At 48.6% G+C, this 20,659-nt stretch carries 17 protein-coding genes; 11 read left to right on the top strand and 6 right to left on the bottom strand.

All coding sequences use genetic code 11. The features are described from left to right. Nucleotides 1-5: 5 nt before the first annotated feature. Nucleotides 6-1,562, top strand: coding sequence for an FAD-dependent oxidoreductase (locus ACTHRH_RS23310; protein WP_440417850.1), 1,557 nt, complete (start codon nucleotides 6-8; stop codon nucleotides 1,560-1,562). Nucleotides 1,563-2,308: 746 nt separating this feature from the next. On the opposite strand, the gene ACTHRH_RS23305 is transcribed toward ACTHRH_RS23310, so the two are convergent. After that, a complete protein-coding gene (locus ACTHRH_RS23305) occupies nucleotides 2,309-4,552 on the bottom strand; it encodes a helix-turn-helix domain-containing protein (RefSeq protein ID WP_440417848.1) in 2,244 nt (747 codons plus the stop codon). 424 nt (nucleotides 4,553-4,976) lie between these two features. Between ACTHRH_RS23305 and ACTHRH_RS23300 the strand changes: the two genes are divergently transcribed. From ACTHRH_RS23300 to ACTHRH_RS23280, 5 genes are all read left to right on the top strand, one after another. Then, complete coding sequence (locus tag ACTHRH_RS23300) at nucleotides 4,977-5,849, top strand: ABC transporter permease (protein ID WP_379289714.1); 873 nt, start codon at nucleotides 4,977-4,979, stop codon at nucleotides 5,847-5,849. 15 nt (nucleotides 5,850-5,864) lie between these two features. Continuing rightward, nucleotides 5,865-6,749 carry a carbohydrate ABC transporter permease gene (locus ACTHRH_RS23295; RefSeq protein ID WP_144939794.1) on the top strand — a complete coding sequence of 295 codons (885 nt, stop codon included), beginning with the start codon at nucleotides 5,865-5,867 and terminating at the stop codon, nucleotides 6,747-6,749. A 43-nt stretch (nucleotides 6,750-6,792) separates the two neighbouring features. Then, complete coding sequence (locus ACTHRH_RS23290; RefSeq protein ID WP_440417845.1) at nucleotides 6,793-8,454, top strand: extracellular solute-binding protein; 1,662 nt, start codon at nucleotides 6,793-6,795, stop codon at nucleotides 8,452-8,454. A gap of 447 nt (nucleotides 8,455-8,901) precedes the next feature. Next, a complete protein-coding gene (locus tag ACTHRH_RS23285) occupies nucleotides 8,902-9,768 on the top strand; it encodes a metallophosphoesterase family protein (RefSeq protein WP_379289719.1) in 867 nt (288 codons plus the stop codon). A 142-nt stretch (nucleotides 9,769-9,910) separates the two neighbouring features. Then, nucleotides 9,911-12,151, top strand: coding sequence for a right-handed parallel beta-helix repeat-containing protein (locus tag ACTHRH_RS23280; RefSeq protein ID WP_440417843.1), 2,241 nt, complete (start codon nucleotides 9,911-9,913; stop codon nucleotides 12,149-12,151). Between the two features lie 218 nt (nucleotides 12,152-12,369). On the opposite strand, the gene ACTHRH_RS23275 is transcribed toward ACTHRH_RS23280, so the two are convergent. Continuing rightward, nucleotides 12,370-12,684 (bottom strand): DUF2628 domain-containing protein, encoded by a 315-nt coding sequence (locus ACTHRH_RS23275; protein WP_144939802.1) that lies wholly within the window; start codon nucleotides 12,682-12,684, stop codon nucleotides 12,370-12,372. 457 nt (nucleotides 12,685-13,141) lie between these two features. Here ACTHRH_RS23275 and ACTHRH_RS23270 point away from each other — a divergent pair, with 457 nt between their 5' ends. Beyond that, the gene (locus ACTHRH_RS23270; RefSeq protein ID WP_144939804.1) at nucleotides 13,142-13,438 is read left to right on the top strand and encodes a hypothetical protein; all 297 of its coding nucleotides are present in this window, start codon (nucleotides 13,142-13,144) and stop codon (nucleotides 13,436-13,438) included. Between the two features lie 430 nt (nucleotides 13,439-13,868). On the opposite strand, the gene ACTHRH_RS23265 is transcribed toward ACTHRH_RS23270, so the two are convergent. The 4 genes from ACTHRH_RS23265 to ACTHRH_RS23250 all read right to left on the bottom strand — a co-directional run bounded on the left by ACTHRH_RS23265 (nucleotide 13,869) and on the right by ACTHRH_RS23250 (nucleotide 17,804). Beyond that, the gene (locus tag ACTHRH_RS23265) at nucleotides 13,869-14,993 is read right to left on the bottom strand and encodes a glycosyltransferase family 4 protein (RefSeq protein WP_379289725.1); all 1,125 of its coding nucleotides are present in this window, start codon (nucleotides 14,991-14,993) and stop codon (nucleotides 13,869-13,871) included. 266 nt (nucleotides 14,994-15,259) lie between these two features. Next, nucleotides 15,260-15,487, bottom strand: coding sequence for a sulfurtransferase-like selenium metabolism protein YedF (yedF, locus tag ACTHRH_RS23260; protein WP_144939806.1), 228 nt, complete (start codon nucleotides 15,485-15,487; stop codon nucleotides 15,260-15,262). 3 nt (nucleotides 15,488-15,490) lie between these two features. Next, complete coding sequence (yedE, locus tag ACTHRH_RS23255) at nucleotides 15,491-16,681, bottom strand: selenium metabolism membrane protein YedE/FdhT (RefSeq protein WP_379289727.1); 1,191 nt, start codon at nucleotides 16,679-16,681, stop codon at nucleotides 15,491-15,493. Nucleotides 16,682-17,285: 604 nt separating this feature from the next. Next, nucleotides 17,286-17,804 carry a GNAT family N-acetyltransferase gene (locus ACTHRH_RS23250; RefSeq protein WP_440417840.1) on the bottom strand — a complete coding sequence of 173 codons (519 nt, stop codon included), beginning with the start codon at nucleotides 17,802-17,804 and terminating at the stop codon, nucleotides 17,286-17,288. Between the two features lie 191 nt (nucleotides 17,805-17,995). Here ACTHRH_RS23250 and ACTHRH_RS23245 point away from each other — a divergent pair, with 191 nt between their 5' ends. The 4 genes from ACTHRH_RS23245 (at nucleotide 17,996) to ACTHRH_RS23230 (ending at nucleotide 20,624) form a co-directional block, all read left to right on the top strand. Beyond that, nucleotides 17,996-18,367 (top strand): GntR family transcriptional regulator, encoded by a 372-nt coding sequence (locus ACTHRH_RS23245; RefSeq protein ID WP_440417838.1) that lies wholly within the window; start codon nucleotides 17,996-17,998, stop codon nucleotides 18,365-18,367. Beyond that, complete coding sequence (locus tag ACTHRH_RS23240) at nucleotides 18,364-19,257, top strand: ABC transporter ATP-binding protein (RefSeq protein WP_440417836.1); 894 nt, start codon at nucleotides 18,364-18,366, stop codon at nucleotides 19,255-19,257. The genes ACTHRH_RS23245 and ACTHRH_RS23240 overlap by 4 nt, the downstream gene beginning before the upstream one ends. Before the next feature lie 20 nt (nucleotides 19,258-19,277). Beyond that, on the top strand, nucleotides 19,278-19,937 hold the full coding sequence (locus tag ACTHRH_RS23235; protein WP_440417834.1) for a hypothetical protein: 660 nt from the start codon (nucleotides 19,278-19,280) through the stop codon (nucleotides 19,935-19,937). Between the two features lie 264 nt (nucleotides 19,938-20,201). Beyond that, nucleotides 20,202-20,624: a TSUP family transporter gene (locus ACTHRH_RS23230; RefSeq protein ID WP_440417832.1), complete on the top strand. Its 423-nt coding sequence runs from the start codon at nucleotides 20,202-20,204 to the stop codon at nucleotides 20,622-20,624. Nucleotides 20,625-20,659 lie beyond the last annotated feature (35 nt).

The raw sequence follows: 20,659 nt of genomic DNA, 5'->3' as shown, positions 1-20,659 counted from the left end.
AAAGATTGCAGCATATCCATAGCGATATTGTGATTGTAGGCGGAAGCACGGGGGGCTGTGCAGCAGCGCTGGCGGCTGCCCGGATGGGCAAGCGCGTCGTTCTGACCGAGGAGGCGGCATGGATCGGCGGCCAGTTAACCTCGCAGGCGGTGCCTCCCGATGAGCATCATTGGATTGAGCATCATGGCTGTACTAGGAGCTACCGGGCTTACCGGGAGCATGTCCGCAGCTACTACAGGCAGTTCTTCCCTCTGCGGGAGAGCGAGAAGCTTAAGCCGCTGTTAAATCCCGGCAATGCGATGGTGAGCCGCATCAGCCACGAGCCGAGGGCGGCTTATGCCGTGCTTAAGGCGATGCTGGCCCCGTATGAGCACAGCGGTCGGTTAACCGTCATCACGGGGGTCGTTCCGATCGCAGCCGAGACGGACGGCGACAACGTCCGGGCAGTCACCGTGCGCCGGTTGGCGGATGGGGAGAGACTGGTGCTGACCGCTCCGTATTTTCTCGATGCGACCGATTGCGGCGATTTGCTGCCGTTAACCGGCACGGAATATACGACCGGAGCGGAATCCGTGGAGGAGACGGGGGAGCCTCACGCCATGCAGGGAGCGGCTGATCCGATGGATATGCAGGCCATCACGCATTGCTTCGCCGTCGATTATATCGAAGGGGAAGACCATACGATTGCCAGGCCGAAGGATTACGATTTCTGGAGGCAGTACCAGGCGGACTTCTGGCCGGAGAAGCAGCTGAGCTGGTATTCCCCCAAGCCGCGTACGCTGGAGAAGGTGGAATATGCGTTGTTTCCAAGGGACGGCTTGTTCTCCCTCTGGAACTACCGGAGAGTCATAGACAAAAATTTGTTCGAGCCGGGTACCTTCCAGAGCGATATCACGATCGTCAACTGGCCGCAAAACGACTATTGGCTCGGTCCGGTCATCGATGTGAGCCCGGAGGAAAGGCAGAAGCATCTGAAGCAGGCCAAGCAGTTAAGCTTGTCTCTTCTGTACTGGATGCAGACCGAAGCGCCGCGTCCGGATGACAAGCAAGGCTATCCCGGGCTACGGCTCAGGGGCGATGTCATGGGGACCGAGGACGGCCTGGCGCAGATGGCTTACATCCGGGAATCGAGAAGAATCAAGGCGGAGTTCACGGTCGTGGAGCAGCATCTCAGTCCGGAGATTCGGGGGGAGCAGGGCGCGGTTCGGTATGAGGACAGCGTAGGGATCGGATATTACCATATCGATCTGCACCCCAGCACCGGAGGCCGCAACTATATTGATGTGGCCAGCCTGCCGTTCCATATTCCATTGGGCAGCCTGCTGCCCGTTCGGATGAATAACCTGCTCCCGGCTTGCAAGAACATCGGCACGACCCATATTTCGAACGGCTGCTACCGGCTTCATCCGGTGGAGTGGAACATTGGCGAAGCCTCGGGGGCCTTGGCCGCTTATTGCCTGGACCGGGGGATTTCTCCACGCAGCGTGCGGAACGATAAGGCCGAACTGGCCGATTTCCAGAAGCTGCTGACGAAACATGGCGTGGAGCTGGCTTGGCCTTAAGTATCATCGAGCATCACACGCATTTATTTTCTAGTTCTCGGCGGGGGATCTCCCCCCTCCCACACAATAAATTTCATTTTCTTGATTGATGCTTCTCGGCAAAATCCTTAAAACTATTATATTTCTTGTCCCAGTATCCATATTGACTATAACTTAACAAAATTCCGCCTACAAAACCGATTAGTATCAATATTAATTTCCATTTATACTCATAACCCCAGAGAAGTAATATGGCGAAAAAAACACCTATAGCCGCTCCCCAAATTCCCATGAAAAATACAAATATCGTTTTATATAATGTGCGCTCTTTGACCTTTTTCCAGAGTATCAAAAATAATTCAGTTCGTTTGTTATAGATAGTAGTCCCTCCTATCCTAACATTTCATTTGGAGGTTTATTCTATAGCTTATATTAAATCCCTGCTAAAAAAATTCATGAAAAACAATAAGTTAAAGACGCGCTCCGGATATACGCCTCTTTCACCGGACGTCGTGCCTGCCCATTTCCTTGGTGGTCTTCACAGGAATTGTCCGTACCTTACGATTTGGTGATCGTCGTAAGAGCATTACAGTTTTATTTCGGTCTTAAAGTCTGGTATTTTTTCCAACGTGACCCCTCCCCTATTTAAATCGTTATGGGAGTTATTGCGATTCCTCCAGGTCTCTCCCCGACCGGAATTGCAGGCACAATAACCGTTTGGTGGCTGTGCTGATCACGGAAACCGTATCATTACCGGAATTTGCAGCTTACCGCAAAGTCTCTAGCTTGATCTGCTTGCGGTAATCGCCCGGCGTCAGGCCGGTTATCTTTTTGAACATGCGGATAAAAGAAGTGACGTTGCGGTAGCCGATCCTTATACCTACTTCCTGTACACTAAGGCTGGTAGATTCGAGCAATTCCTTCGCTTTGCGGATACGGATATTGTTTAAGTGCTCGCTGAAATTAATCCCTGTTTTCTCCTTCATCAATATAGACAAATAATTGCTTGAAATATTGAGGCTGTCCGCCACCGAATCCAACGAAATATCCTCCGCATAGCGCAACTCCAAAATGTCTGTCGCGCGATTGACCAAATCGTTCCGCTCGTTCTTAACCGAGCTGAATAACGATGCGACGCGGGACGCCTGCGGTTCGAGCAGCCGTTTCAATTGGTCCAAGGTGAAGCACTCTTCCGTATGCCGCAATGCCTTCTGAAGCTCGGATAGGTTCGGGTCCGGGATAATCGATCCGGCAAGATGGATCATTGTCTCCAGCATCGATTTGGCAAACTGCTTGATACGCGTGGCGCTCTCTTCCTTGTGCTGCAAATAATCGAGCATCCGGTTCAGGATTTCCCTGCACTCCACGTCATTCCCTTCACGCAGGTTAAGCTCGAACTCCTTTTCTTTCTCCGGTATAAAAGGGTGATGCTTGGCCGGCGGGCGGAGATCGGAGATAATTTGCGTTTCCCCAAGCAATTTGGCCTGAGCGGCCTTGTCCAAAGCTTCATTGTATGCGGTACTGAACTCTGCAGCGGAAGTGTAGACGGAGCTTAGAGCCACGGAAATAAGGTAATACCCGGCATCCCCGTCCCAAACCTTTTTCAATGGGAGCAGAGTTTCCTTGACATTCTCTGTCGGTTCATCTTCGAATAGAATCGATAAAATCTGATCGCTTTCAATCTGAAACGTATGTGAACCCGGGAAGCTTTCGGACACTGTTAAATTAATATATTCCCGAAGATAGTAAGAGACTTCGTCAGTCGAAATGCCCATTTGCTGTAAGGAAGCATTGCAATACTGCAGGTGATAAAGAACGATTCGGAATTTCCGGTTCGCCCGGATGAATTCCTGCAGGTCGTACAAATCCGAGCGGATCATCTTCAGCTTGTTAATATACCCGTAATTGGTCAGCAGCGACCTTTGGTTCAGCAGCTCGGCTTGAATGTCGTTCTTCTCCTTGATCAAAGAATGAATTTTATCATGGATCAAATTGAACTCGCCAATCGCGCTGCCCAGGCTCCCCTGCTGCGATTGCTGGACGGAGGCGATGATTTGCTTGACCGGGCGATGCAGCCTGCGGCTGAAGAAATGGGAGCAGACAATCCCCACTCCAATCGACAAGCCTAGAGCAAGCAGCAACGTGAGGTTAAATTTCTCCATTTGTGAAGTAATGATGGAGGCAGGTATCATGGTGACGTAAGTGAATCCGGTTTCATTTCCTTTCTGCAAGAAATAATAATGCTGCCCCCACTCAAGCTCCCCTTCCTTTCCTTCTATTGCGCTGAGGGCGGGTTCCGGAAAATCTCCGGCTGTTTGGAAAATGATCTGCCGGTCGCTATTCATAATCATAAATTCGGCATCAGGCACGTTGTGAAACGTTTGCAGCATCCGATCCGCATCCAGCAAAGCGATAATTTGATACTTTGGCGTTTCTTTGATGGAGATAGGCAGAAGGCTTTTGGTAAACCCCGGGACAACGGAAAATTCGCTTTTTGGAAAGGTCCGGTAAGTATACCCTTCACCGAATTGCTTCTGCCAAAAACTGAAAGGATAGCTTGAACTTCTGTAATCGTTTGCAAAAGTAAACTCTGCGTCCGATCGCCCTCCCTTATCCAGAACGAGGGAGGATTGATTGAAATAAATAAGAATATTGTCCAAAAACAAATCGCTGTTTGAAACATGGTTTTCAATCTGGTTAACGATCTGCCCCTCTTTCATATAATCGATCCGGTCCATTCTTTGCAAGGCCAGCTTCACGTTGGCGGACGTTACTTTAGGGTCGTAGTAGAGACTGTATAGAATGCTTTTGACGGACTTGAATAGATCCTCGTACTCCTTCACCGCGTTCTGCAGCAGCAGACGATTGTACTTGATCATTTCCCCCTTGGTATCGTTTTTTAAAATGGAGAAAGAAATCCAATGAAGGGAGGAAAGCAGAAAAATCACGGCAAGAAATCCGGTGAACATTTGGATAAATAAAGAGTTTCTGGTCTTAATGCGAGATGACAATTGGACAACACCCTCAGAAGTTTTTTTGTTAGACACTGTACAAGCTTGAACTTATAGACGTTCTTTCCGTGCTCGGAAAATCATCGCCGTATAAGGCGACGGAGCGTTTCCTTTTGATTGTATCATGCGAAATCTTAGGCCACAGCCATCTTTTTATATAAATGGATTGCCTTTTTTCTCTAAAGTTTTCACTTTTTTGACTGGTTGATAATGTTGTCAACGAATGAGAAAACGGTAAATAGGCTTCACCGCCCGCTCGATATATAATCGCCGTGAGAAACGCGAGAAGGGGGTGAAGAAAATTAAATTATCGTTACCGGGTGACATCATCCGAGGGGGAAAAAAGAAAGCAGCCCTCCCGCAAGGGAGAGAGCCCGTAAGCAAAAAATTGCAAAGTCCGCTCCAAAGAAGGCTGCGCCGTAATATGGATTTGTATTTGTTGATTCTTCCTGTACTCGTTTACTTTGTCCTTTTTGAGTATTATCCGATGTATGGAGTGCAGATTGCGTTCAAGGATTTTATCGCGACCAAGGGGATTTTAGGCAGCCCGTGGGTAGGCTGGAAGCATTTTGTGCGCTTTTACGAAAGCTTTTATTTCTGGAGATTGATCAAGAATACGCTCGGGATCGGTTTGTATGAGCTCGTTGTCGGCTTTCCCATTCCCATTCTGTTGGCGTTAATGATTAATGAGGTCCGTTCCCGGCTGTTCAAGCGGGTCGTTCAGACCGTCACTTACGCTCCCCACTTTTTGTCCACCGTCGTCATTGTCGGTATGCTGTTCTTGTTCCTGTCTCCACAAACCGGAGCTGTTAATCAACTGCTGCAGTGGTTCGGCTTCGAGCCCGTATCGTTCATGACTTCGCCGGGTTGGTTCAAGACGGTGTATGTCTTGTCCGGAGTTTGGCAGCAAATGGGCTGGAGCTCGATCATTTATTTGGCGGCGTTGTCCGGGGTGGATCCTCAGCTTCACGAAGCGGCCAAAGTGGATGGCGCCGGCCGGCTGCGGAGGGTTTGGCATATTAATCTTCCCGCTATTGCACCGACGATAGTGATTCTGCTTATTCTTAACGTCGGAAGGGTGCTCAGCGTTGGCTTCGAGAAAGTTTTCCTGATGCAGAACTCACTGAATATGGACGCTTCCGATGTGATTGCGACGCATGTCTACCGAACGGGAATTATTGGGGCTCAATACAGCTACTCAGCGGCGGTAGGGTTGTTCAATGCGGTGGTCAACTTCTTGATGCTGGTGGTGGTCAATTACATCGCGCGCAAAGTTAACGATACCAGTTTGTGGTGAGGGGGCATCATGTAGATGGTGTACAAGAGCCGGGGAGAACGTGTCTTTGAAGGAATTGTCTATGCAGCCCTGGGATTGGTGCTGCTTATCGTTATCTACCCGTTAATCTATGTTTTAAGCGCTTCACTCAGCGAGCCGGCGGCCATTCTGCGAGGGGAGATCTGGCTGCTTCCCAAAGGCTTCACGTTCGATGCTTATCGAAAAGTATTTGAAAACCGGGACATTATGACGGGGTATCTTAATACGATTCTGTATACGGTTACGGGGACGTCTATTAATCTATTGTTTACGACCATGGCGGCCTATCCTCTTTCCCGCAGAGATTTCTACGGGCGCAACCTCATTACGGCGCTCATTGTTTTTACGATGTTTTTCAGTGGCGGGATGATCCCTCTCTATTTGTTGATCCGGGATCTGCACATGTTGAACACGATCTGGGCACTGGTCATTCCCGGGGCGGTGTCGGTATGGAATATTATCATTATGCGGACATTCTTTCAGACCAGCATTCCATTCGAAATTCAGGAATCGGCCTTTATTGACGGCTGCTCGAATATTCAAACGCTCCTCCGTATCGTACTGCCCTTGTCCATGCCGATTATTGCGGTCATGACGCTGTTTTATGCGGTAGGGCATTGGAATGCTTTTTTCAACGCACTGATTTATTTGACCGATCGCGACAAATATCCGTTACAGTTGTTCTTGAGGGAAATTTTGATTCAAGAGCAAATGGATGAGATGGCCTCGTCTAACGATGATACTCTAATGAATTACATGCTGCAGATTGAAGCATTGAAATATGCGGTCGTGGTGGTGGCTAATCTGCCCATGCTGATACTGTATCCCTTCTTGCAAAAATATTTTGTCAAAGGAGTTATGATCGGGGCGCTTAAAGGATGATATTCTAGACAAAGAAAACAAGAAAACAGGAGGAATCCTTCTAATGAAAATAAATAAATGGGGATCGCTGCTGCTTGCGGCGGTGATGGCTCTGACCCCCTTATTATCTGCCTGTGGCAAGGAAGGAAGCTCTCCAGGGACGGGGAGCCAGGGAGGTGAAGCACAAGGAGAAGCGAAAGGGGAAGGGCAAGACGAAGCCGGCAATCTCAATCCAAGCGGATTTCCGATTGTGAAGGAACCGATTTCCCTTACTTTCTTTACCGGTAAGGATGCATCCAACAGCAGTAAATTCGAAGAAACGTTCGTCTGGAAAGAATATGCGAAAATGTCCAATATCCAGGTGAATTTTCAGCTGGTGCCATTTGAAAGCCTAACAGAAAAACGCAATCTGGCGCTGGCGAGCGGAGATTACCCCGATGTGTTCTATACGGCCAGGCTGAGTGCAACGGATCTGATGAAATATGGCTCGCAGCAGGAAGTGCTGATTCCATTAAATGATCTCATTGATCAGTATGCGCCGAATTTCAAAAAGCTGCTGGATCAGTATCCGGATTTAAGAAAAGGGCTGACGATGCCGGACGGCAATATTTATTCGTTCCCAACCTTTTACTCTCCCGAGTTTCTGCCTATGTTGATCGGGACGCCACTGTGGATCAATAAGGACTGGTTGGACCAATTGAATATGCAGGAGCCGCAAACGATTGAAGACTATTACAAATTCCTGCAAGCGGTCAAGACGACCGATCTTAACGGGAATGGCCAAGCGGACGAAATTCCATACAGCGGGTCTAATATCAATGTATTGAAGTATTCGCTTCAAGGGTCATGGGGTCTGGGTAATCGGGGGCTTGGCCATCTATTTGTCGATATGGACCCGGACCAGGATCAGCTGCGTTTTTTCCGCCTCGATCCGAAATATAATGAGGTTCTGGAATTTATTCATAAGCTGTATGTTGAAGGATTGATCGATCCGGAAATCTTCACGATTAAGGATAGCGCATTCCGAGCCAAAGGAGCCGAAGGAAACATCGGATCGGCCATTACGACTAATCCGGTTACCGCTTTTAATTTAGACCATTACATCGGTTTAGGGGCACTGAAAGGGCCTCATGGCGATCAATTATACTCCCATGTGAAATCGCCTTTGGTTCAACCCGGATCTATGGCGATTACCAATAAAAACAAATATCCGGAAGCGACGGTCAGATGGATCGATTATTTCTACAGCGACGAGGGGGCCCTGTTCTATTTTATGGGAAAAGAAGGGGTCACTTATACGAAAAAGCCGGACGGATCCTTGGAATACGTAGAGGATATTACCGATAACCCGAACGGTCTTACGATGACCCAGGCAAGAACTAAATATTTCACCTGGAACGGGGGAAGCTATCCCGGCTTCGTCCAAGCGGAATACTTCCAGGGAGCCGAATCGCTGCCGAATGCTATAGAAACAGGGAAGAAGGTAGAGCCGTATGTGCCGCAGGAAATATGGAATGCGTTCAACTATACGGAGGAGGAGGCAGAATTCATGACGTCGGTCGGCTCGGATATCCATACTTTTATTCTAGAAACCGAGGCCAAATTGATTGCCGGCGACACTCCTTTTAGCGAGTGGGATAAATATGTCGATACGGTAAAGAAAATGGGGCTTGATAAATATATGGAAATTGAGCAAGCGGCTTACGAGCGGTATAAGAATAACTGATGGCGGGGGAGCGGTCTCCTCTCCCCTTCCGTATAAGTGGTAAAGCTTCTTACCGATGCTCGCTCCTCCGGCGTGTATTGCGGTGCTGCATGAGGTTGGCCAAGCAGTCTCATGCTGCCCTAGGCAAGAGAAGGAACAAGTTAGGGAAGGTGCAATGGACCAAAATGAAGGAAACATGTGAAGAAGGAAGGGGGGAACAAATAGGAGAACAACAGTATAAATAAATCTGGAAATCAACTGAAGGAAGATTCGAAGGGACAAATGAAAGAACGAGTGATGATAGAACAATTGAAGAGGCGCGGGAAGGAATAGTAAACAAACTAGTGAAGGAGTTGGCTAAGGGCGCAGCGAAGGAACTAAAGGAACAAACCATGACATAAACCGGGGCAATCGTTTACGATCCTGTGTTGCTTGGGATTGCATTATGGATGAGGGAGAGAAGTTTCCATGACATGTTTTCTTTATTTGACAGACACTCATTTCGGCGCCAATCCGATTGGCTTTCATCAGCAGCCGGCCTATCCGGAACGCCTGGCCGATCTGATTGACGCGCTTCGTGGAGAAGTGATCCGGCATTCCGCCGATTTCGTTATTCACGGTGGAGATCTGATAGACTGCTGCAGTGTCGATTTGATTCGTCAGGCCTATGACCTGTTGAAGCTGCCCGTTCCCGTCTATTTATGTCTGGGGAACCACGATTTGGACCGCCCCGACGCAGTGGAGCTGTGGTTGTCTCACGCTCCGGATTTGTTTATCGGCGGTTCTCCCCATTATGAGGTAGTTTGCACTTCCTGTGTCGTCCACGTTATGCCCAATCATTGGGAGAGCGGCTATGAGTATTACTGGAAGGGCGCGCAGATGCCATGCTTCACCGAATCGCAGCTCCATCGGTTGGAACAGGCCATTGAGGCTCACCCAGGGAAGGCGCATGTGCTCGTCACCCATAGTCCGGTCTTTGGCATGAGCCGGGAGCAAAGCGGACTGGACCGAGTCATCCATGATGCGCCTGAAACTTTTCGCCAATCCATCGTTAATCTGGTTCGCAAGCATCCGGGCTTGAAGGTGGTCTTATCCGGGCACAACCATCTCAACACACTTCATTTGACCGAGGAAGCCGCCTTCGCCTCCGCCAGCTCCCTGATCGAGACTCCGTTCGAATATAAACTGGTCGAGGTCTCGGATACACAAGTGAGAATGACGACCCATCGCCTGGATTTGTCGGGCCTGACAGGATTTAGTCCGGATTATAATGAAGCTCGCACTTATGTACAGGGGAGGGAGCAGGATCGGGAGTTCATCGTGGCAATCCCTTAGGATGAGTGGCGAATCGCTTGTTAAGTTAAGTCTCCAATGTACGACGAATCGTTCCCGCTTGATCTGCAATAGCCTTTAGTTACGGCTTGCAAGCCCGGGAGAAGTAGCTTGATCCACCCTTATTAGAAATGGAGGAATAACTATGAATGAAAGCCGAAGCGATCAGAAACCGAAGAGTGAGGAGGGTGCTTCCTCATCCGGCAGTATTAGTCGGAGACGCTTTGTTACCTCGCTCGGAATATTGGCCGGTGCGGCAATAACCAGTCAGATTCCGACGGGAATACAGGCCTATGCCCAGGAAGATAGCGCAGAATTATGGAGCGCCGAAGGGAGTAAGAAGGCAAAAACGTCTGTTCATATAGACTGGTATAATGTCAAAGATTACAATGTTCTTGGCAACGGGTCCCGAGATGACGCTGCTGCCTTGGAAGCGTTAATTCAATCTACAGCACAGCGTGCGGAGGCAACCTTGTATTTTCCTGCGGGAACTTACCGGATTGGCAGTCACTTGACTTTTCCCCGAAGAGTTCACTTGCGTTTCGACTACGGCGCAATGCTGGTTCCGGATGCCGGCGTGATCGTCAAGATCCAGTCTTCGGTAGAGGCCGGACTGGGTCACATTTTCGGCGGGGCGGGGAAGGTAACAGGCGACTTCTATGGGCAAGGGGTATATCCGCAATGGTGGGGAGCGAAAGGAGATAAACAAACGGACGATACGGAGGCATTCCGGAATGTGTTTCGGCTGTCGAAGGACAATCAGATTTCTGTAACCGTTTACGTTCCGCGAGGGGATTATGTTTGGTCCCAGCCTGTTGTCGTTTATGGAAACACTTCGGTCATCTGTGAACAAGGAGCGGTGTTCTGGCGGAATCACGGAAATACGATGATGTACAACTATGAGTATAATGGCGAGGCCAATGCCGGCTATAGCGGCAACGGGAATATTCTGTTCGAGAATGCCCGCTTCGAATTTGTCGGGTTAAATCCGTCTGTCTTATGTTATGAGGATGGCAACGTACTTCAATTTGCCCATGCGTCGGATTGGACTTTTCGGCACTGTGAATTTTATGATGTCATTGATGCTCATGCGATAGAAATCAATTCCTCCCAGAACGTTGTCATTGACGGCTGTAAATTTTATGGTTACCGGGAATTGGCGAATAATCGCTGGTATGTGGAGGCGATCCAGATCGATCACGCCTCGACAAGCGGGATTCAGGGGGCCCTGCCGTATGATGACACGCACTGTAAAAACATTACGATCCAAAATTGTTATTTTGGCAAAGGTCATAGTTATACATTCAACAAAGGGGGGATTGCTACTACGGTAGAGTTCAAGGCCTGGACAGCCGGGGTCGGCGGACACACCCATAAGGAAGGAAAATGGCACCAGAACATTACGATCCGAAACAATACTTTCGAAGGAATGCGCTATTATGCGATACGCCCCTACAAGTGGCTGAACACGTTGATCGCAGAGAACCGATTCTATGAATGCGGGGGCGGCATCTATGCCGTAAGCGGGGCCAAACATGCCGTCTACGGAGCAGCCGGACCCTTCCGGAGATTATCGATTGTGAACAATCAGTTTATTAATGGGGTGGCGGTTTATCCGGACTTTTTTGCAGGGAATCGGCGGTTTATGATAGGTATCTTTTCGACGGATGTCGTTTCCGAGGATGTGCAGATTGCCGGAAACACCTTTAGCGTAGCTGAAGATACAGGAATCATTATAAGGAACGTCAAGCGCATATCGGTCTGCAATAATACGATTAACTATATGAAAAAGGACGCTATAGAGATTACCGGCTGCTTGAATGTGACTGTGCAAGGAAATCAAATCTTCAAGCCTTCCGAATATGGGGTGCTGCTGAAAAACTGCAATCATTGTTTGATCCTGGATAATCAGATTACCGAGGCTCAAAAGCAAAGTATTTATATAGAAGATGGGGAAAATGTGCAAATTGGCGGAAGTGTAATAACGAATGGGCGTGAAACCGGAATAGGCTGCGAAGGACTGCAAGGATTAATTGCAAAAGATAATCAGATCAGCGATTCGCCCAAGGCCCTGATGATTAACCATTGCCGAAATGTTAGAGTTATAGGAAATCATACAGCCCGAATATCCACGAATGGTATGGAAATCGCAGCCACTACCGGTTTACTTGTTTCAGGCAACTTCTTGACCGAAGGAGCCGGCTCTGCCTACGATGCTCTCGTTATTAAGGAGGGTACGAATATGGGCATTGTAAGGGACAACATCCTGTCCGGAGCCTTCCGCAGAGGGATTTGGTTCGAAGGGACGACATCGAATATTAAATACGGATACAATGTGGGGCCGATTCAAAATGACAGCAGTCAGGTCGAGCCTCTGCAAGACTAATAGAAGAGGAAATCTGCTAAATCTGCGCTGCTTACCGGTGATCCGGCATGTTTTGTAATATTGTTAGTAAGATATATTTGTTTCTAAAGGAACGGTCCTTCTTTGGAGGGCCGTTTTTAAATGGACACCTGTTAGGAGGGCGATAAGGATGAAGGGAGTCTGAAATAAACGGAGGCCTTAGCCTCGATTTATTAATCGTGTTAAGGCCACTTGCTAGATTAAGCCGTTCTAGAAAGAATTTGACTATTCTCTAGAACAGATCTCGACACCTCATTTGCCGGACGATATCCTTTTTCTATCAGACCTTTTATGTATATCTTGCTGTATATAAAGGAAAAAATGATACCGCTTACCCATCCGCCAATACCAAAGGTAAACGAGCCAAAAGCGAGAGCGACAATAAACATGATCGCGGCCCATTTTAAATCTCCACGGAAAAGAGCGGGGAAAAATCCAAAAAAGAGCGTAGTCCAGCTAAATCCGACTTTAACTTCTTTGGATAGACCGCTCTCGGTGCTAAGCAAGACCTTCATTGCGCAGCCACCTCCTTTTAAATGTTAAGTGAGAATAAAATAGTCCGAGAAGATAGTCTTAATGGACTACTCATCTCCATGGGGCCTGTCCTTAAGTGCTAATTTATCACAAAATTTTACAAATACAACTGTTTTTTTATTTTTATCAACATCAGAATGTCTAAGATCGGAATGATAATGGGTCTTTTGTAATTGGTCGAAAGGACTATTCTCTTGGAGGGGGATACCAGCTCTTCTTGAGGATACATTTGTATATCAAATTTTTAGGAGGGGTAGGAGATTGTATTAAATCTTTTTCTAAGACTTCCGATGACTATTTAAAGGACTAAAGGTGGTTAAAGGATCGTTTTAACTAAAAAGGTATGCAGTTACTTACAAGATATTGGTTTGGACCTATCGGGTCAAGTAAGCAGACGTAGTCCAATCAATTGCAATATAGAAAAGGGGAGCATAAGGAATGTGGAGTGAAATAGCCGATTTAATAAAATTAAATCCGGCCTGGTCTCTGGTTATTACTATATTGGGGACGCTGCTTGTTTGGTTGTATAAAGAATTTAAAGTGATGCTTGCTAAGGAATTTAATGACAAGGTTGCAATTTTACAAAATAAGCTGGAGGTCTATGGAAGACTGGAAGCGGCCGTGGTTAACCTTAGCTTAATATACTGTATCCCCTCCGTAAACGCGACGAGAATTATGGCCGACAATTCCAAATATCCACTTAGCTGCCATTATCGCATGAGAGAAGTGAACTAACTGTATTTTATGTAGGTAAATTCAGGCGAATTTCTCATTTGGACTATCTAACTGGAAAAACTACAGTTAAAGTGGAGGATTTCTGTTGATTTCGGCCATTTTGCACAAACTAGCTGTAGGTTTTCCAGTTAGTTTCCATATTTCGGATTGAGAGGGCTAAACTAACTGTATAAATTCCATTTAGCCATCCAAGGTTTGCTCATGGGACCCATCGGATGAGTGAATGGGACGAACCGAAATGGGAACTACTGGGAATCCCCCTACTGGGAGAACTTGTCGAGATCAAATGGTTCGTACTCCTTCTTGCCCAATCCCGGCCTGCGACCGGATTGAGCGATTCGGCAGGATTCCTCCGATAGCACTTCCTCCAATAACCAACTTGCCCCAATAACCAACTTCCCCCAGTTAGTAACCAACTTCCTCCAATAATCTACCTCCCCTTCTTTAGATTCATAAACAGAGATTGATAACGAAGAGCGATAGCAGGCCATCTATACCGGGCGGCAGTCCTTTGAGCGGCGTTAACCCGCTGCTTCGTCCTGGCCGGATTGTTCCACATGGCTGCGATGGCGCGGGCTATGGCGGAGCTGTCAAGAGATGCTATGACTTGGGCATTGCGGGGACTTACGAACTCCTTCAGTCCGCCCGACAGGGTCGATACAAGCGGAACGCCGCTGGCCATCGCTTCCAGAGCGACAAGGCAGAACGACTCTTTCCGGCTCGGCACTATAACGGCTCCGTACGAAGGGTACATCCGCTGTACCGCATCGTTCGAGCTTTTCTTCATCCAGTGAATGCGGTTTGCGATGCCGCTATTTCTGGCAACAGTATATAAATGATTTACATACTGTGCTTTGCCGCTTCCGACAATCGTTAAACTGACCTCTTTCCGATTTCGTGATAACAACGCAATGGCTTTAATTAAGGGTTCAATGCCTTTTGAAGGAATGAGTCTGCCAACATAAAGCAGCTTGGCCGGGGTAATATTGGCTTGTCTTGATACGAAGTTTACGCCGTGCGGGATGACGGTGATTTTAGTATGGCTGCCCGGATAAAGACGGATGATTTCAGCCGCCTGCCATTTGCTCGGAACCGTGATCCGGCTTGCGATACGAATCAGCTTCGCTTGGTTTTGTCCCGCCGGAGAACGGGCTCCCGCTGATACCATGGAATGGCATGTATAGACGATCGGAACCCGGTACAAGCTTCCGGCCGCTGCCGCAACGGCTGCAAATTCCGTGCTGTGAACATGAATCAGGTCAGGCTTGCTGCATTGGTTGGCGGCTGCTGACCTTAGCACTGCGCCGGGCTTGAACGATTGGGAGGGACGGCTAAAGTAATAAGAAGCTTTGGGAAGCCGCAGAATGCGCTGCATGCCGCCCGGGTTCATCAACGCCGGCGCTCCCGAGTCGCCGGAGCATAAGACGGTAACTTCCAACCCTGCGTTGCTTAGCGCTTTGGCCAGATGAGTGGCGGCAACCCCGAGTCCTCCGATAATATTCGGATGGAATTCATTGGTCATTACCCATAGCTTTAGTTTCCTCTCCCTATTCATGAGCGTCCTCCCCCAAACGATTTCAGATCATTTTATGAAGCTCTTAGGATAAGGTGTGGTAAATAGCCTGTATAGAGGACGAAGTTATTCATTTGCCGGGGAGTTTTCCCCTCTTTAAGTTGCGGGAGTTATGAGGTTAGGGAGGGAGAATAGAGGAGTGCATAACATTGAACATCCGACTCTATAATAAATAAGGAGAGGCCGTATCGGGCCTCTCCTTATTGTCAAGCCAGGTCAGGTTAGAAACATTCGACGAGGTAAGAACCTTAAGCTCTGATGTAAAACAGAAACTCCTGGCCGTTCTTGACCGGCTCCTGTTCGAGGGTATAGCCGTGCTTGACGACTTCTTCCGGAACGTTGCGGAACGAGGAAGGACAGTCGGTAATCACTTGCAGAAGCTGCCCCTTCTGCAAATCACGCAATGTCTCCAAGGTATAGATAACAGGATAAGGGCAGGATTCTCCTCTAAGATCTAATGTGAAGTCTGCTGTCATGTTCTATGCTCCTTTCTTAAAGCCTGTGCCGAAGCGATAATTTTTCTGCCAGTACATGGCGATAACGAAGCTTAATCCTAACAGAAGCAGCGTAACGATGAGGGCCGCAGAAGGCCCCAACTCTGCTATAAGATTAATCGGCGCTCCGCTTTGGACAAGCAAGCTGTAGACCCCAAGGTGATCCCAGGCATAGGCGAGAACGGTTGCGCCAATAATATTGCCGATAAATACCGGCAGGAAGACGATTTGCCCTTCCATCAGACGGTACATCATTCCGGTTTCGCAGCCCCCGGCCATGACGATGCCCAGGCCGAACAGAATTCCGCCGACCAATGTGCTGGGGGCAGCGATTTTCGTAATCGGGTCCAGGCCGTAAGCCAGAATGATGGCCAGAGTTGCTACGGAGCTGATTGCCATACCGAAGGAGATGGCCTTCGTCATGGTGGCTCTTCCGCTGATCCATAGATCGCGGAACGCCGAGGTGAAGCAAATTTGTCCTCTCTCTATCAAAATTCCGAAGGCGGCTCCGAATATGGCCGCAACGCCCAGCATCGTGCGTCCGGTGAGGAAGAAGTAGACAATAAGCCCGGCGTATGCCAGCATAATAAGCCCGCCGATGTAAGGCTGAATTTTACGGGAGCTGCCGGACTGTGAAGTCAGGCCTCCCTTAAGCAGTACGGGTTTGCCTTTCCACCAGGAGGTATTGACTAATTTGGTGCCGAGATAAGTCCCTGCGGCTGTGGCGACGATAAATATCCAGGAATGCAGGGAAAACTGCGGAACCCCGGTGAAGAAGGCAGCCAAATTGCAGCCTAATGCCAGACGGGCGCCGGCACCGGCAATGATGCCGCCGATCAGGCCCTGAACCAGGCGGCGTTTCTGCCTCGGGACGCGTATTTTGAAATTGTTGCTGAAGAGAATGGTACACAACGCCCCGATGAACATCCCCCATACAATCCAGCCGTCTGTCCGGCTCCATGTCGTTCCATCCATATGAATAAGCTTGAAATAAGCCCAATCGGAAATATCGACTCCGAACATCTCCAGCACATGGCCTCCGAGACGGGTGAATTCCCCGGTCACCGCCCATACCGTCCCGGTAATGCCGAAATAGACCGCGCTAAGGAGCCCGGCAAGTCCCATCGCAACATATGGGCTCCAATATTGGCCGAAACATCTTTCCATCACTTTCATCTGTCGATCCCTTCGATTCTATTAAAATTCAACATGCCGCTATTTATTTTACCACATAAGAAACTTCAAGCGTTAAAACAAAGTAAATAAAATTTTGGCATAAACTCCACTTCCAGTACGGGGTTATTCGTCGCCGGGGCGACCGCGGTTATAGGAAATTTAGACGTGTTAAAAGTGGGCTTGAAATTCCTGCGAAAATGCAGGAATTTCGCATCGTAACCGCGTTAAGGAAGGTTCAATGCCGTTTAGAGCAGGAACAAATTGCTGCGAATCTGCATCAATTTTGAAGCGTTGCGACCACTCTGGGAAAAAAGCCTGCGATAATACAGCAATTTCGGTAAAAAAAACCCCGGTCTCCCACGGAACGAGAAAAAAGATGCATTTTCGCAGGCTTTGCCACGGACAGGAAACCAAATGGCCAAAAGCATGCAGATTTGCAGGCTTTTAAGGTCAAGGCCCCCACCAAGTACCATAAAACCTCTCTATCGAAGCAAAGTGTGGAAGAATGATCGCGATAAGAGGAAGGTTTAGAAGCCGACATTGTTGCGGAGCGGACGGAACGCCTCGAAGCCATACTTAATAAGAGGAAGGGGTCCCGGCCGTATCAGCGTTTCGTCAGCAGACCGAGATTCCTCCAGCCGTAGGCGATTTCCGTCAGAGTAGTCCCGCCGATGTCAATTGGCTGCTGCTGAACAGGAACTCCCCCCAGAGCCTCATAGAAGCGCCGGGACGGATTATCGGCCAGTACCCAGATCAGCATGGAGTGAACATGGGCTCCTTGCAGCTCGGTGGCGATGGAACGGACCAGCTGTCCTCCAATTCCTTGTCTTTGATGGGATTTTAGCAAATAAATGGCATACAGCTCTCCCTGATATTCCGGATGATTGGTCCTCTCCCGTCCTCCGGCGGCAAAGCCGACGATTCCCTCCCTCTCCTCCGCGACATAGACAGGGCGGACGCCGGCAAGCTTCAGCATCCCCCGCCACATCTCTTCTCTTTGTTGATACGACATTCCATCCAGATAATGATCCGGAACGATTCCGCGGTAAGTCGATCTCCAGCTATCCACTTGTACTCTTGCAATGCCGGAGGCATCGTTCAGACGTGCTTTCCTTATTGTCATGATCATCCACCCATCCCGTTCCTGTTTTTTCCAATAGTTTATTGAAAAAAGGAAGGGGTGTCCAGTATTTTCGTCTTGAAGAATCTTACCCTGCCCAAAATGAAAAAGTTTATTGACAACAATATTGTTCGCTTGTATAGTTAGTTACATGAGTAATTAACCGATTGAGTGTTTAAGTAGGAGGGTGGGTTATGGGATCCTTAATAGATGACAGTCGGCCGATTTTCATGCAAATTGCCGAACGAATTGAAGATGACATCCTTGAAGGAAGGCTGCCTGAAGAAACACAGGTCCCTTCCACCAATCAATTCGCTTCCTTCTATCAGATCAATCCGGCGACGGCAGCTAAAGGTGTCAATTTGCTGGTCGAACAGGATATATTGTACAAAAAGCGGGGGATTGGGATGTTTGTGGCCATGGGAGCTCGAGAGAAGCTAAGGGAAAAGAGGAATGAACAGTTTTATGAGCAGTATGTGGTAACTATGATCCGGGAAGCGGAGAAGCTTGGAATAACGACAGAGCAGCTGTCGGAGATGATTCGGAAAGGGGATAGGCCGAAATGAATTACGCCGTGGAGATTAACCGCTTAACAAAATCGTTCAGCCAGGTAACGGCCGTCGACGAAGTCAGCTTTTCCTTGGAAGCTGGAAAGATATATGGGCTTCTCGGAAGAAATGGCGCCGGCAAAACGACAATCATGCATATGATTACAGCACAATTATTCCCCACCAGCGGGGAAATTAAAGTATTCGGGCAGCATCCGTATGAGAACAATCGTGTACTCAGCCAAATATGCTTTATTAAGGAGAGCCAGAAGTATCCGGATTCCTTCCGCGTTATCGATGTTCTGGAGGCGGCTCAAGCCTTCTTTCCCAATTGGGACCGGGACTACGCTTATTCATTAATAGAAGAATTCCGCCTTCCGCTGAAACGGGGGATGAAGAAGCTGTCGAGAGGGATGCTTTCCTCGGTCGGAATTGTCATCGGTCTGGCCAGCCGCGCTCCGCTTACGATATTTGACGAGCCTTACCTGGGGCTGGATGCCGTGGCCCGCAACTTGTTCTATGATCGGCTGCTTGAGGATTATTCGGAGCATCCGCGCACGGTTATTTTGTCCACGCACCTGATTGACGAGGTCAGCAATATTTTGGAGCATGTCATCGTTATTGATAAAGGAAAGCTTCTGCTTGATGAGGATGCGGAAGCTCTTCGCGGCCGCGCGTTTACCGTCGTGGGTCCCGCTTCCAAGGTAGAGAGCTTTACGGAGGACAAAGAAATGATCCATCGCGAGTCGATCGGCGGTTTGGTATCGGCTGCCGTTCTGGGCCGGCCGGGGGCCGAAGAGCGGGAGCAGGCGGAAGCGTTGGGTCTGGACCTTGCCTCCGTCTCCTTACAGCAACTGATCGTCTATCTGACACGAGATCATTCTGCGGGGAAGGCGGTGAATGCCTGATGAATAGGGTGCAAGGTGTTATGAAGATGCATTTGAGAGACAGGTGGATATGGTTCTTCACCCCCTTTCTGGTAGTGCTGCCCAGTTTCCTTGTGAATATAATTATAAGCTATTTTGTCGAAGAGCCCATCTATACCGGAGGAATACTGTCCCTCTACATTTACATGCTGATTGCGGGGGCAATTTCCCTGATCCAATCATTTCCTTTCGCGTTGGGCTTAAGTGTCCGGAGAACGGATTATTTTGCCGGCACTGGAATGGTTGCCGGGGCGGTCTGCGCCCTGATAGCGGTTCTGCTTTTGCTGCTTTCCTACGTGGAGCAACTGACAGGATTTTGGGGCGTGGATCTGCATTTCTTCGGTTTGCCGTATCTTAATGACGGCGGGATCGCGGAGCAGCTATGGGTCTATTTCTCCATCTTGATAAACATGTTCTTTCTCGGGTTTTTCGTCTCCAGTATCTATCGGAGATTCGGCAAGAAGGGTCTTGGCGTCTTCTTCGTCTTGTTATTGATATTGATGACCGTTTGCTCGTATGTAATAACCTTTAATCAATGGTGGGTGACTCTGTTTCATTGGCTGGCCGGCCACCCTGCATCGATGCTCGCTTCCTGGGCGGTTGTGCTCACGGTCGGCTATGCGATCTTGTCCTATTTCATGCTTCGCAAATCGACGGTTTAAGCAGGTATGCCCTGGGTCGTTCGGGAAAATCCCGGACGGCTTTTTTACCACATTAGAAAGTTTAAGTTCATTAAAGCATTAAAATGGAACAACTTTCTAATTGGCATAAAAAGCTACCTTTAAAACCGGGTTATTCGTCTTCGAAGAGGCTCCGTTTGGAGCTTTTTTTATTTTTTGTCTTTTATGCAGGTTGGAAAATTATTGATAATAGGCCGTTTGATTAAACGCCCAAAATTCGATTTTAAGGAGTTTTATCGATTTCATGTGGATTCGAAGAGCCTCACCCCGGCGGCTGAACGTCCGCTTCTTCAAGGTCGCGGCTGGGTGCTGCCGTTCGGCTTTGCCTCGGGGGTGCTGGGCAGCGCGTATAATATGAATGGCGTACCTGTTGTCGTTTACGGAACTTTGCGCCGCTGGCACCCGGAACGCTTCCGTGGTACGCTGCAGGCTCATTTTCTCATTTCCGGCATTCTGGTCGTTGCGGGACATGCTCTTGGAGGACTGTGGTCTAAGCAATCATTGGTATTGTACGGTTATTCCCTGCCGGCCATTCTTTTGGCTATCGCTCTGGGAAGTTATTTTAATAAGCGAATTCCGGCAGCAAAATTTGACCGCTACTTATATATCATAATTATGGCGCTTGGGGTTCTGCTGCTGTTCCCCCAGAGCTCGTCCCTATCCAATTGACGAATCCGCCGTTGTCTGGAATCAGGAAGTATAAG

This window comes from Paenibacillus sp. SAFN-117 (assembly GCF_051966115.1).
Taxonomy (GTDB): domain Bacteria; phylum Bacillota; class Bacilli; order Paenibacillales; family NBRC-103111; genus Paenibacillus_L; species Paenibacillus_L residui.
This window is presented reverse-complemented; position numbering and strand designations above follow the sequence as displayed.